The organism is Nocardioides sp. NPDC127503, from assembly GCF_040302165.1.
GTDB lineage: Bacteria > Actinomycetota > Actinomycetes > Propionibacteriales > Nocardioidaceae > Nocardioides.
In genome coordinates, this window is record NZ_JBEORH010000017.1 from 54,765 (window position 1) to 67,260 (window position 12,496).

Here is a 12,496-nt window from a genome sequence, read left to right on the forward strand (position 1 = left end):
TACCGGCGTGCCTCTCCCTCATTAGGGTGGGCACCATGGCCGACTACATCCTCTCCCTGCGCAATGTGCGCAAGGCCCATGGCGACAAGGTCGTCCTCGACAACGTCACCCTCTCGTTCCTGCACGGTGCCAAGATCGGCGTTGTCGGCCCGAACGGCATGGGTAAGTCCTCGCTGCTCAAGCTGATGGCGGGGCTGGACCATCCCAACAACGGCGACATCGTCCGCGACCAGGACGCGACCGTCGGGATGCTCCAGCAGGAGCCGCCGCTGACCGAGGGCAAGACCGTCCTCGAGAACGTGGAGGAGGCGGTCAGCGAGATCAAGACGAAGATGAAGCGCCTCGAGGACGCCTACATGGAGATGGGTGACCCCGACGCCGACCAGGACGCCCTGATGGCGGAGACCGGTGATCTCCAGACCTTCCTGGACAACATCAACGCCTGGGACATCGACTCCAAGCTGGAGCAGGCGATGGACGCGCTGCGCTGCCCTCCGGGCGACGCGATCGTCGACAACCTCTCCGGTGGTGAGCGCCGCCGCGTCGCGCTGTGCAAGCTGCTCCTGCAGGAGCCCGACCTGCTGCTGCTCGACGAGCCCACCAACCACCTCGACGCCGAGTCGGTGCAGTGGCTCGAGGGTCACCTGAAGAGCTACAAGGGCGCCGTCCTGGCGGTCACCCACGACCGTTACTTCCTCGACAACGTCGCCGAGTGGATCGCCGAGGTCGACCGCGGCTCGATCCACGGCTACGAGGGCAACTACTCCACCTACCTGGAGACCAAGAAGGACCGTCTCAAGGTCGAGGGCCTCAAGGACGCCAAGCGCGCCCGGATGCTCGAGAAGGAGCTGGAGTGGGTCCGCTCCAACGCCAAGGCCCGCCAGACCAAGTCGAAGTCGCGTCTGGCCCGCTACGAGGAGCTCGCCGCCGAGGCCGACAAGGCCCGCAAGATCGACACCGCCGACATCAACATCCCGCCGGGCCCGCGCCTGGGCGACGTGGTGATGGAGGCCAAGGGCCTGGTCAAGGGCTTCGAGGGCCGCACGCTGTGGGACGACATCTCGTTCTCGCTCCCGCGCGCGGGCATCGTCGGCATCGTCGGCCCCAACGGTGTCGGCAAGACCACCCTGTTCCGGATGATCACCGGCTCCGAGAAGCCCGACGCGGGTGAGCTCAACGTCGGCCAGACGGTGAAGATCTCCTACGTCGACCAGAGCCGCGGCGGCATCGACCCCAACAAGAACGTCTGGGAGGTCGTCTCCGACGGACTGGACTTCATCAAGGTCGCCAACTTCGAGATGAACTCGCGGGCCTACGTCGCCTCCTTCGGCTTCAAGGGCCCCGACCAGCAGAAGAAGGCCGGCGTGCTCTCCGGTGGTGAGCGCAACCGTCTCAACCTCGCGCTCACCCTGAAGCAGGGCGGCAACATGCTCCTGCTCGACGAGCCCACCAACGACCTCGACGTCGAGACACTCTCCTCGCTGGAGGACGCACTGCTCGACTTCCCCGGCTGCGCCGTGGTCACTTCCCACGACCGGTGGTTCCTCGACCGCATCGCCACCCACATCCTCGCCTGGGAAGGCACCGAGGAGAAGGAGGGCGAGTGGTTCTGGTTCGAGGGCAACTTCGAGTCCTACGAGGCCAACAAGATCGAGCGCCTCGGCCAGGAGGCCGCCCGCCCCCACCGCGTCACCCACCGTCGCCTCACCCGCGACTGATCCGACCCCTGCCGACTCGGCGCGTCTGTCCCGCACAGAAGCGCCGAGTCGGCGCGTTTTGACCAGATCCCGCGCCGAGTCGGCGCGTTATGACGAGCCGACTGGGCGGGATTCGGCGTCAGTTTGAGCCGACTCGGCGAGGGTGGGGCGTACGCCGTTCACGGCTGGGGTGATCCGGCGCTCGAGCCGCATCGAAGCGGCGACGATGCCGACACAGCCGACCACCATCAGCGCGATGAACAAGGTCGACTGGCCGTGCTCGAGCAGGAAGCCGGCCAGGATCGGGCCGACGATCGCCCCGGTCTGGAACGAGGCCGAGTTGATCGCGTTGTAGCGCCCGCGCAGATGGTCGGGCGCCATGTCGTTGGTCAGCGCCGGGTAGGCCGACTGCATCAGCGTCTCGCCGAGGGCGAAGAAAAGTCCCTGGAAGGCGACCACGCCGACGATGGCGGCGACGGAGCCGGGTACCAGGCCGGTCGCCCCGAAGACCACCCAGGCGACGGCCCAGATGGCGGCGGTGGCGACGAGCACCCGAGTGCGCCGCTTGCCGCTGACACGGTTCATCACCCAGAACTGGGCGAGCACGATCACGGCGCAGTTCACCACGAACGCGAACCCGATGACCCGGGTGGAGACCTCGGCGATCTGACGCGAGTAGGCCGGGAAGCCGCTCTCGATCTGGCCATACCCCAGGGTCGAGAGCAGCACCCCGATCACCACCAGCCAGATGACTTCGGGACGGCGCAGGATCTTGGCGTACGAGGCGGCGGCGTCGGGCTCGTCGGCGGCAGGACGTGCGGCGCGGCCGTGCAGATGGCGCAGCGGGCCGAGCATGACGATGGCCGGGATCGTGAAGGTGGCGGCATTGGCGAGAAAGGCGTAGGTGAACGTCTCGGGCCGGCTCACGTCGATGAAGAGACCACCGATGACGCCGCCGACGCCGATGCCGAGGTTGATCAGCGCGAAGTTCACCCCGTAGTAGCGCTGCCGGAGCTCACCCTCGACCACGGTGGCGACCAGGGCGTTGGCGGCAGGCCAGGACACCCCGGCCTGGACACCCAGAAGGCACAGCGCCGCACCGGCGAGCACCGGAGTGGTGGCGAAGGCGAGCATCACGTCACCGGCGATCGCGCAGACCAGGCCGCCGAGGATCACCGGGCGGGCTCCGTACTTGTCGATCAGGCTGCCCGCCGGGCCGGTGACCAGGAAGCCGACGATGGCGATCAGGCCCATCAGGGTGCCGGCGAGGCCGAGGTCGAAGCCGCGTACCTCATGCAGGTAGATGATCGTGAACGGCAGCGTCATGCCGCGACCGAGGAGCTGGATCGCAACCGTCGACAGGAGCCAACGGCCCTCGCGTGGAAGTGCGGCTATGAAGTCACGGAGACCGAGAGCAGGGGGAGTCGACACCGCACAATCTTCGCCTTTACCTGAGGCCGTGGCGAATTGTTTCTAGGGGCCTGTGGCGGCTTCGGTCGAGCGGATGGCCGGGCTAAGGTCCCGGCTCATTCTGCCGTTGGTCCCGGCTGTTTCAGGGCTCTCGTCCCGGGTGTGATTCGAACTTTCGGTGACAACTTCCTCGCTGTTAAGGGGTGCCAGTGCATGGAACAGCTCGTAGACAGGGCTAACGTAATGCCCCGTGGGTGATGAGACTCGGTGGCTGGATGAAGAGCAACAGCGCTCCTGGCGTGCGCTGATGATGGGGATGACCCTGCTCGATGACCGCCTGGATGCCGATCTACGCACCCGCTTCGACATCTCGCTGCCGGAGTACGAGATCCTCGTACGCCTCTCCGAGAACGACGGCGCCATGCGGATGGCTCAGCTCGCCGACTCCCTGGCCCACTCGCGCTCCCGGATCACGCACACGATCACCCGGATGGAGCGCGCCGGGCTGGTCGAACGCCGCAACTCCGCCGACGACGGCCGCGGTGTCGTCGCCACCCTCAGTGAGCGCGGCTTCGAGCTGCTGCGCGAAGCGGCTCCCGTCCACGTCACCGGCGTACGCGACTACCTCATCGACCTGGTCAGCGAGGAAGACTTCGCGGCTCTGGGTCGAGTGATGAACGCCGTCTCCGACCACCTCATCAGCGACCGCCCCGGCATCGAGATGCGCTGAAAACGCCGACTCGGCGCGCCTGCCTGGGGCAGACGCACCGAGTCGAGGGGGTGTGTCAGATGCGCTCGAGGATCATCGCCATGCCCTGGCCGCCGCCGACGCACATGGTGATCAGACCGGTGGTCTTGTCGTGCCAGTCGAGGCTGTTGAGCATGGTGTTCTGCAGGCGCGCGCCGGTCATGCCGAAGGGGTGACCGACGGCGATGGCGCCACCGTTGATGTTGAGGCGGTCGATGTCGATGCCGAGGTCCTGGTAGGACGGGATCACCTGGGCCGCGAAGGCCTCGTTGATCTCGACCAGGTCGATGTCGCCGATCGACATGCCGGCGTACTTCAGCGCGTTCCGGGTCGCCTCGACCGGGCCGAGACCCATGATCTCGGGGGAGAGGCCGGAGACGCCGGTGGACACGATCCGCGCCAGCGGGGTGACGCCGAGCTCGGCGGCCTTGGTGTCGGACATGACCACGACGGCGGCGGCGCCGTCGTTGAGAGCGCAGCAGTTGCCGGCGGTGACGGTGCCGTCCTCGCGGAAGACCGGCTTGAGGCCGGAGATGGCCTCCAGGGTCACGCCCGCGCGGGGGCCGTCGTCGCCCGAGACGACGGTGCCGTCGGGGGTGGTGACCGGGGTGATCTCGCGGGCCCAGAAGCCGTCGGCGATGGCCTTCTCGGCGAGGTTCTGGGAGCGTACGCCGAACTCGTCCATCTCCTGGCGCGAGATCCCGCGCGAGGTGGCGAGGTTCTCAGCGGTCTGGCCCATCGCGATGTAGACGTCGGGCAGCAGGCCGTCCTCGCGCGGGTCGTGCCACTTCTCGTTGGTGCCGGCGGTCGCGGTGGTCCGCGACTGGGCGTCGTCGAAGAGGTGGTTGACGGTGTCGGGCAGGTGGTCCGAGGTGCCCTTGACGAAGCGGGACACGGTCTCGACACCGGCCGAGACGATGATGTCGGCCTCGCCGGCCTTGATCGCGTGCAGCGCCATCCGCGAGGTCTGCACCGAGGAAGAGCAGTAGCGGGTGATGGTCGCGCCGGGCACCTTGTCCCAGCCGTTCAGCACGGAGACCACGCGGCCCATGTTGTTGCCCGATTCGCCGCCCGGCAGACCACACCCGAGCAGCAGGTCGTCGATGTCGTTGGGGTCGAGACCCTCGACCTTGCCGACTGCTTCCTTGGTGATGAGCGCCGCGAGGTCGTCGGGACGGAAGTCCTTCAGAGATCCCTTGTTGGCTCGCCCGATCGGAGTGCGGGCGGCGGCGACGATGACTGCCTCAGGCATGAAGACTCCCGGTTACTGATGAGTAGGTTGAACTGTGGTCGACACCATACTCGCCCGGACAGCGTCTGGTCGCCAGGCCCAGTGCCCAAGATCATCTCGACAAGCTCGATACAGGCATCTGGAAGGATCGGCCACGTGCGCCACCTCTACGAATGCCCCATGCGTTGGGCCGACCTCGACATGCTCGGCCACGTCAACAACGTCGTCTACGTCGACTACCTCCAAGAGGCGCGCGTGGACATGCTGCGCACGCACGCCCGGAGCCCGCAGACCCAGGGCCTGGCCGAGGGTGTCGTGGTGGCCAGCCACCAGGTCACGTACGTCGCCCCGCTGCTCTTCGACTTCACGCCGGTCTACGTCGAGTCGTGGGTGACCGAGATCCGGGCGGCCAGCTTCACGATGGCCTACGAGATCTTCCGCGACCAGCCCGACGGCACCCGCAAGGTCTTCCTGCGGGCGAGCACGGTCCTGGCGCCGTACGTCTTCGCCACCGAGTCGCCGCGCCGGCTCAAGCCTGAGGAGAAGGCCAACCTCCAGCCGTACCTCGAGGCCTACCCGGAGGAATGGTCGCCGAAGCCGCTCGCGCTGGGCGAGACGAAGCGGCTCGAGGACGGGCGCTTCCCGCTCTTCGTCCGCTTCTCCGACGTCGACGCCTACGGGCACGTGAACAACGTGAAGTACTTCGAGTACTTCCAGGAGTCGCGACTGGCGCTGATGAAGCGGCTCAGCTCCCACAACGAGATCAACGGCTGGCCCTCCGTCGTGGTCGCGCAGACCGATGTCACCTACCACGCGCCGGTCCTGGCTCGCTCGGAGCCGTACGACGTGTGGAGCTACGTCTCCCGGCTGGGCACCAAGTCGATGACCATCGAGTCCGAGATCGCCGATGGAGACCTCCGGCTCGCCCGCGGGCAGGTCACGCTGGTCTTCTACGACCTGGAGTCCGGCAAGGCCATCGAGCCCAGCCCGCAGGTGCGTGCGGCCGTCGAGAGCGTGCTCTAGACGGCCTCAGTCGCGCCGGTCGTCATCGTCGCAGTCGTCGCGGCGGTCGTAGCGATGCCCGTCGCGGTGGTCGCGTCGGCAGTCCTCGTCGCTGTCGCCGTACCAGCCATCCGCGTCGCCCCAGTCACTCCAGTCCCAGCCGTCCTGGGTCGCGGTGAAGTCCTGGCTGGGCATCGTCGGGACCCCTGAGGCCTCGCCCGACCTCTTCCCGGCGCGCGTCTTCCGGGCGCTCAGCGTGCTGCCCTCGGCGGGGGACGCGTTCGGCGCCGAGTCGGGCGGCGCGAGCAGGTCACGCGAGGCGAGCTGGGTGGCGAGCGAGGCGTCAGCCGGAGGGGGCAGCGTGCCGACCGCGGTGTCCTCGGCGGCGTCGATGGGCTCGGGCGGGCCGGTTGGGCCGTCGGCGAGCGGAGTCTGCTGGCCGGTCGCCTGCTGCGCGGGCTGGTTCGACTGGTCCGGTCCGATCGACCGTAGACCGCCGATGAGCAGTGCCATCGCGACGATGGCGACGACTGCAAGGCCGACTCCGACGATAGCCCGCTGAATTGCCCGCATGCGTCCTCCGAGAGCGCTCTGGTCAACAGAATGTTCTGCTTGAGTCCAGTAGCCTCCCAGTGCTTACGTCAGTTGTCGAGAAGCGGGACCTTTGTCAGCGTTTCATGACCCGACCACGCCGGGTCACAGCCAGCGTCTGGCCTTGAGCAGCACGTACAGGACGATCGCGGCGACCACGATGACGCCGGTCGAGACGATGAAGCCGCTGAGCTGACCGAAGCCGGGGTAGGGGACGTTCTGTCCGAAGAAGCCGGTGACCAGGGTGGGGGCGGCGATGATGGCGACCCACGCCGAGATCCGGCGCATGTCGTCGTTCTGTCGCACCGAGGTGGCGGCCAGCTCCTCGGTGGCCAGCGCCAGGTGAGTGCTGGTGCGAGCCTGGTAGAAGTCGATCACTCCGCGGACGAACTCGCCCTGCCCGTCGGCCATCGTGCGCACCATGTCGAACCGGTCGGCCAGCTCGGCCGCTCGTGCCGCCAGTCCCGCGACCGGCCCGGTCCCGCGCCGCGCTAGCGCGCGACACGTCTCCGCGCTGTGCGTGGCGATGGTGCGTACGGTCAGCAGCGCGTGACCGACCTGGAACAGGTCCTCCAGGAGGGTCGCCGGATCGTCGTCGGGGTCGTCGTCGGTGACCTGCTGCTCGATCCGCCCGGACTCGCGGGCGAGGTCGGCGACGAGCTGCGTCTCGCGGCGGATCATCGACGAGGCGATGGCGTGGGACACGTCCCAGGACGTACGCAGGGCGACGTCGCCCTTCAGGATCCGCCGCCGCACGTGGTCGGTGTCGATATGCGCCACCTCCGGGTCGACCACCGGGTTGACCGGACCGTGCACGGTGACCAGGTAGTTCGCGCCGATGAACTGGTCGAGCTCGACGTAGTGCACGTGCCCGCCGGTCCCCAGCTTCGGGGCGTGCAGCACCGTGAAGACGTGGTCCTCGTAGAAGTGGAACTTCGAGATGTGGTTGCGGGCCATGCAGTCGCCCAGCGCGAGGGTGTGGAACGGGAACCACTGTCCGAGCTGCTCGGCCGCCTCCTCGTCGCACTGCGGGATGTCGATCCACACCACGGTGTCCGGCTCGTCGAGCAGATCGGGGACCTCCTTCGGGACGTGCTCGGTGAGCCCGGTCGGGCGCAGTGCGTAGACGATCATGTGTGGGGGGCCTCTTCTCAGATCCAGTTGCGGCGGCGGAAGAGGATATAGAGGACGACGTTGACGGTCAGCACCAGCCCGAGTGCACCGGTCAAGGATGCGTCAATCGCGAGGCGTACGCCGTCAGGGAACCGTCAAGGCCGACCCTCACTGGCCTCGGGCGGGGCTGCAATGGAGACGTGCTAGATCTCGTCTACATCCTCATCACGCTGGTGTCCTTCGCAGGGCTCGCCGCGCTGGTCGGAGTCATCGACCGACGGTTGGGCCAGCCCTCCGACACCGACACCGGCGCCACCCCCACCGAGACCGAGCCGCGGGCGGTGAGCCGATGAGCTCCGTCGCCGCCGCCGTCCTGCAGATCGTCGTCCTGATCGCAGCGCTGGCCCTCGCGGTCCCGCTCTTCGGCCGCTACCTCACCCACATCTACACCAGCCCGAAGCACCTGCGCGCCGAGGCCGTGGCCTACCGGGCGCTCAAGGTCGACGCCGAGGCCGACCAGCACTGGCGCTCGTACGCGATGTCGGCGCTGGGCTTCTCGCTGGCCGGGATCCTGTTCCTGTTCGCCTTCGGCCGGCTGCAGAACCTGCTGCCGCTCGACGGCGGCTTCGACCCGCTGCCCAGCGACGGTGCCTGGAACACCGCGGTCTCGTTCGTGACCAACACCAACTGGCAGTGGTACTCCGGGGAGGCGGCCGCCGGCCACCTGATCCAGATGGCCGGGTTGGCGGTGCAGAACTTCGTCTCCGCCGCGGTCGGTCTCTCCGTCGCCGCGGCCTTCGCGCGCGGGCTCGCCCGCACCCGCAACCAGGGAAGGATCGGCAACTTCTGGGTCGACCTGGTGCGTACGACGGTTCGGGTTCTCCTGCCGGCGGCGTTCGTGGTCGCGATCGTGCTGGTCGCGGCCGGGGCCGTGCAGAACCTGCACGCCGTGCACGAGATGACCACGCTGACCGGCGGCACCCAGCCGCTGACCGGTGGCCCGGTCGCCAGCCAGGAGGCGATCAAGGAGCTCGGCACCAACGGCGGTGGCTTCTACAACGTCAACTCCGCCCACCCCTTCGAGAACCCCAACCCGTTCACCAACCTGCTCGAGATCTGGGCGATCCTCGTGCTGCCGTTCTCGATGGCCTGGGCCTTCGGCCTGATCGTCAAGGACAAGCGCCAAGGCGGCGCGGTGGTGGCCACGATGGGCACCCTCCTCACCGTCGGCATCACCCTGCTGACCTGGGCGGAGATGGCCGGCCCCGGCACCGCTCCGCAGCTCGCCGGAGCCGCGATGGAGGGCAAGGAGACCCGCTTCGGTGAGGCCGCCACGGCGCTGTTCGCCGCCGCCACCACCGGCACCTCGACCGGTGCCGTCAACGGCATGCACGAGAGCCTGACCGCTCCTGGTGGCGGCGTCGCGATGTTCGGGATGATGCTCGGCGAGATCGCGCCGGGCGGCGTCGGCTCCGGTCTCTACGGCATGCTCATGCTCGCCGTGGTCACGGTCTTCCTGTGCGGCCTGATGGTGGGACGTACGCCTGAGTACCTCGGCAAGAAGATCAGCCGCGACGAGATGGTGCTGGTCGCGGTCTACATCCTGACCACGCCGATCCTGGTGCTGGTCGGCGCAGCGATCGCGCTGACCGCTCCGGCAGGGTTGGCCGGCCTCTCGACCGACGGCCCGCACGGCCTCTCCGAGGCGCTGTACGCCGTCACCAGCGCCGCCAACAACAACGGCTCCGCCTTCGCCGGCATCACCTCGGGCACTCCGTTCTGGAACACGCTGCTCGGGATGCTGATGCTGCTCGGCCGGTTCGTCCCGATGGTCTTCGTGCTCGCCCTGGCGGGCCGGTTCGCGACCGCCAGCCGGCTGCCGGACAACGCCGGCACCCTGCCCACCCACCGCCCGCTCTTCGTGGGCCTGCTGACCGGCGTCGCGCTGGTCGTCGTCGGCCTGACCTTCGTCCCGGCTCTCATGCTGGGCCCGATCGTGGAGTCCCTGTCATGACCCAGACCCCCGTACGTACCCCTGAAGAACTCACCGAGCACCCCACCCATGTCGACGCAGCCCCGTCGGTGCTCACGGCCAAGCAGATCGCCGAGGCGGTGCCTGGTGCGCTGCGCAAGCTCGATCCCCGCAAGCTGGTGGCGACCCCAGTCATGCTCGTGGTCGAGCTCGGTGCGGCCGCCACGACCGTCATGTCGATCCTCGACCCGTCGGTGATGGGCTGGCTGGTCACCGTCTGGCTGTGGCTCACCGTCGTCTTCGGTTCCCTCGCCGAGTCGGTCGCCGAGGGCCGCGGCAAGGCCCAGGCGGCCAGCCTGCGTTCCCTACAGACCGAGACCACCGCCCGTCGTCTGCGTGGGGGTGCCGGTGGCGCCGAGGAGCTCGTCGCTTCCACCGACCTGCGCGCCGGCGACGTCGTCGTGGTCGAGGCCGGCGAGCGGATTCCCGGTGACGGTGACGTCATCGAGGGGGTCGCGAGCGTCGACGAGAGCGCGGTGACCGGCGAGTCCGCGCCGGTGATCCGTGAGTCTGGTGGCGACCGCAGCGCCGTGACCGGCGGCACCCTGGTCCTCTCGGACCGCATCGTCGTCCGGATCACCTCCGACCCGGGCCACTCCTTCGTGGACCGGATGATCGCCTTGGTCGAGGGCTCGGAGCGGCAGCGTACGCCGAACGAGATCGCGCTCAACGTGCTCCTGACCAGCCTGACCGCCATCTTCGTGGTCGTCTGCTGGAGCCTCTACTACCTGGCCGGCTACTCCGGCGCGCACCAGTCCTGGCTGGTCCTGACCGCCCTGCTGGTCTGCCTGATCCCGACCACCATCGGCGCGCTGCTGAGCGCCATCGGCATCGCCGGCATGGACCGGCTCGTACGCCGCAACGTCCTGGCGATGTCGGGAAGGGCCGTCGAGGCGGCCGGTGACGTCGACGTGCTCCTGCTCGACAAGACCGGCACGATCACGTACGGCAACCGGCAGGCGTACGAGATCATCCCGGTCACCGGGGTCACGCTGACCGGCGCCGAGAACGCCGCGGTCCTGGCCAGCCTCTCCGACCAGACCCCGGAGGGCCGCAGCATCCTCACGCTCGTCGGTCGCTCCATGGGCGGGCCGGCGGAGGCCACGATGGTGGAGTTCTCCGCCACCACCCGGATGTCCGGCCTCGACAGCCCCGGTCTGAGCGTACGCAAGGGCGCCGCCTCCGCGGTGACGGCCTGGGTCAAGGAGAACGGCGGCCAGGTGCCCCCGGAGACCGCGGTGATCGTCTCCGAGATCGCCGAGACGGGTGGCACCCCGCTCGTCGTCGCCGAGCACCGCAACAGCGACCCGGCACGGGTGCTGGGCGTCGTACATCTCAAGGACGTCGTCAAGGACGGCATCCGCGAGCGGTTCGAGGAGCTGCGCGCGATGGGCATCAAGACGGTCATGATCACCGGCGACAACGCGGCCACCGCCGCGGCCATCGCCAAGGAGGCGGGCGTCGACGACTTCCTCGCCGAGGCGACCCCGGAGGACAAGCTGGCGCTGATCCGCAAGGAGCAGCGCGGCGGACGGATGATCGCGATGTGCGGCGACGGCACCAACGACGCGCCCGCGCTCGCGCAGGCCGATGTCGGTGTCGCGATGAACACCGGGACGACCGCGGCCAAGGAGGCCGGCAACATGGTCGACCTCGACTCCGACCCGACCAAGCTGATCGACGTGGTCGAGATCGGCAAGCAGCTGCTGATCACCAGGGGCGCGTTGACCACCTTCTCGGTGGCCAACGACGTCGCGAAGTACTTCGCGATCCTGCCGGCGATGTTCGTCGGCGCCTTTCCCGCGCTGGACGTCCTCAACGTCATGCGGCTCTCCTCGCCGGAGTCTGCCATCGTCTCCGCGGTGGTCTTCAACGCGCTGATCATCATCGCGCTGATCCCGCTGGCGCTGCGCGGCGTCCGCTACCGGCCGTCCTCGGCCTCGGCCCTGCTGCGCCGCAACCTGCTGCTCTACGGGGTCGGCGGCCTGATCGTGCCGTTCGTCGGGATCAAGCTGCTCGACCTCGTCATCTCCCTCATCCCAGGACTGTGAACATGTCAGATCTCTATGCACTCCTTCGCCACTCCCTCGCCGGGCTCCGCGTGCTCATCGCCGCGACGCTGCTGTGCGGGATCGCCTACCCGCTCGTCGTCACCGGCGTCGCCCAGGCCGCCTTCGGCTGGCGTGCCGACGGTTCTCTGGTCACCGAGTCCGGCGCGCACACCAACGACCCCGCCGAGGCGGTCGGCTCGGCCCTGATCGGGCAGGGCAACGACGACGAGGGCCTCTTCTACCCGCGTCCCAGCGCGGCCGGCGACGGCTGGGACACGCTGTCCACCTACGGCTCCAACCTCGGCCCGGAGGACCCGGATCTGGTCAAGGCGATCACGGAGCGCCGGCGCGAGATCGCCGCGCGCGAAGGCGTCACGGACGACCAGATCCCCGCCGACGCCGTCACCACCTCCGCATCCGGCATCGACCCGGACATCTCACCGGCTTACGCAGCCCTCCAGGTGTCCCGGGTGGCCCGCGCCAACGGGCTCTCGGAGGAGGCGGTGACGGCGCTGGTGGCCGAGCACACCGACGGCCGGACCTTCGGCATCCTCGGTGAGCCGCGGGTCAACGTGCTCGAGCTCAACATCGCGGTGCGCGCGCAGAGGGTTGAATAGGGGC

The 12,496-nt window shown here is 68.6% G+C and carries 11 protein-coding genes; 7 read left to right on the forward strand and 4 right to left on the reverse strand.

The window, feature by feature from the left end:
- Positions 1-35 precede the first annotated feature (35 nt).
- Positions 36-1,718, forward strand: coding sequence for an energy-dependent translational throttle protein EttA (gene ettA, locus ABTW65_RS27820; RefSeq protein WP_350666230.1), 1,683 nt, complete (start codon positions 36-38; stop codon positions 1,716-1,718).
- 87 nt (positions 1,719-1,805) lie between these two features.
- On the opposite strand, the gene ABTW65_RS27825 is transcribed toward ettA, so the two are convergent.
- The gene (locus ABTW65_RS27825; RefSeq protein WP_350666232.1) at positions 1,806-3,128 is read right to left on the reverse strand and encodes an MFS transporter; all 1,323 of its coding nucleotides are present in this window, start codon (positions 3,126-3,128) and stop codon (positions 1,806-1,808) included.
- A 229-nt stretch (positions 3,129-3,357) separates the two neighbouring features.
- On the opposite strand from ABTW65_RS27825, the gene ABTW65_RS27830 reads away from it, so the two are divergent.
- Entirely contained in the window at positions 3,358-3,837 is a 480-nt protein-coding gene (locus ABTW65_RS27830) for a MarR family winged helix-turn-helix transcriptional regulator (RefSeq protein ID WP_350666234.1), read from the forward strand.
- Positions 3,838-3,892: 55 nt separating this feature from the next.
- Here the strand turns inward: ABTW65_RS27830 and ABTW65_RS27835 are convergent, their stop codons facing one another.
- Positions 3,893-5,107 carry an acetyl-CoA C-acetyltransferase gene (locus ABTW65_RS27835; RefSeq protein WP_350666236.1) on the reverse strand — a complete coding sequence of 405 codons (1,215 nt, stop codon included), beginning with the start codon at positions 5,105-5,107 and terminating at the stop codon, positions 3,893-3,895.
- Between the two features lie 159 nt (positions 5,108-5,266).
- Between ABTW65_RS27835 and ABTW65_RS27840 the strand changes: the two genes are divergently transcribed.
- Complete coding sequence (locus ABTW65_RS27840) at positions 5,267-6,109, forward strand: acyl-CoA thioesterase (protein ID WP_350666238.1); 843 nt, start codon at positions 5,267-5,269, stop codon at positions 6,107-6,109.
- Between the two features lie 6 nt (positions 6,110-6,115).
- Here the strand turns inward: ABTW65_RS27840 and ABTW65_RS27845 are convergent, their stop codons facing one another.
- Together ABTW65_RS27845 and ABTW65_RS27850 are read right to left on the reverse strand one after the other, a co-directional pair.
- The gene (locus tag ABTW65_RS27845; RefSeq protein WP_350666240.1) at positions 6,116-6,661 is read right to left on the reverse strand and encodes a hypothetical protein; all 546 of its coding nucleotides are present in this window, start codon (positions 6,659-6,661) and stop codon (positions 6,116-6,118) included.
- A gap of 123 nt (positions 6,662-6,784) precedes the next feature.
- Positions 6,785-7,813, reverse strand: a complete 1,029-nt coding sequence (locus tag ABTW65_RS27850) for a magnesium transporter CorA family protein (protein WP_350666242.1) — start codon at positions 7,811-7,813, stop codon at positions 6,785-6,787.
- 179 nt (positions 7,814-7,992) lie between these two features.
- Here ABTW65_RS27850 and ABTW65_RS27855 point away from each other — a divergent pair, with 179 nt between their 5' ends.
- The 4 genes from ABTW65_RS27855 to kdpC are packed head-to-tail and all read left to right on the forward strand — an operon-like array spanning position 7,993 to position 12,492.
- A complete protein-coding gene (locus ABTW65_RS27855) occupies positions 7,993-8,145 on the forward strand; it encodes a hypothetical protein (RefSeq protein WP_350666244.1) in 153 nt (50 codons plus the stop codon).
- The gene (gene kdpA / locus ABTW65_RS27860; protein WP_350666246.1) at positions 8,142-9,806 is read left to right on the forward strand and encodes a potassium-transporting ATPase subunit KdpA; all 1,665 of its coding nucleotides are present in this window, start codon (positions 8,142-8,144) and stop codon (positions 9,804-9,806) included. The genes ABTW65_RS27855 and kdpA overlap by 4 nt, the downstream gene beginning before the upstream one ends.
- Positions 9,803-11,875 carry a potassium-transporting ATPase subunit KdpB gene (gene kdpB / locus ABTW65_RS27865; RefSeq protein ID WP_350666248.1) on the forward strand — a complete coding sequence of 691 codons (2,073 nt, stop codon included), beginning with the start codon at positions 9,803-9,805 and terminating at the stop codon, positions 11,873-11,875. Before kdpA ends, kdpB begins: the two co-directional genes overlap by 4 nt.
- A 2-nt stretch (positions 11,876-11,877) precedes the next feature.
- Positions 11,878-12,492, forward strand: a complete 615-nt coding sequence (gene kdpC, locus ABTW65_RS27870; RefSeq protein ID WP_350666250.1) for a potassium-transporting ATPase subunit KdpC — start codon at positions 11,878-11,880, stop codon at positions 12,490-12,492.
- Positions 12,493-12,496 lie beyond the last annotated feature (4 nt).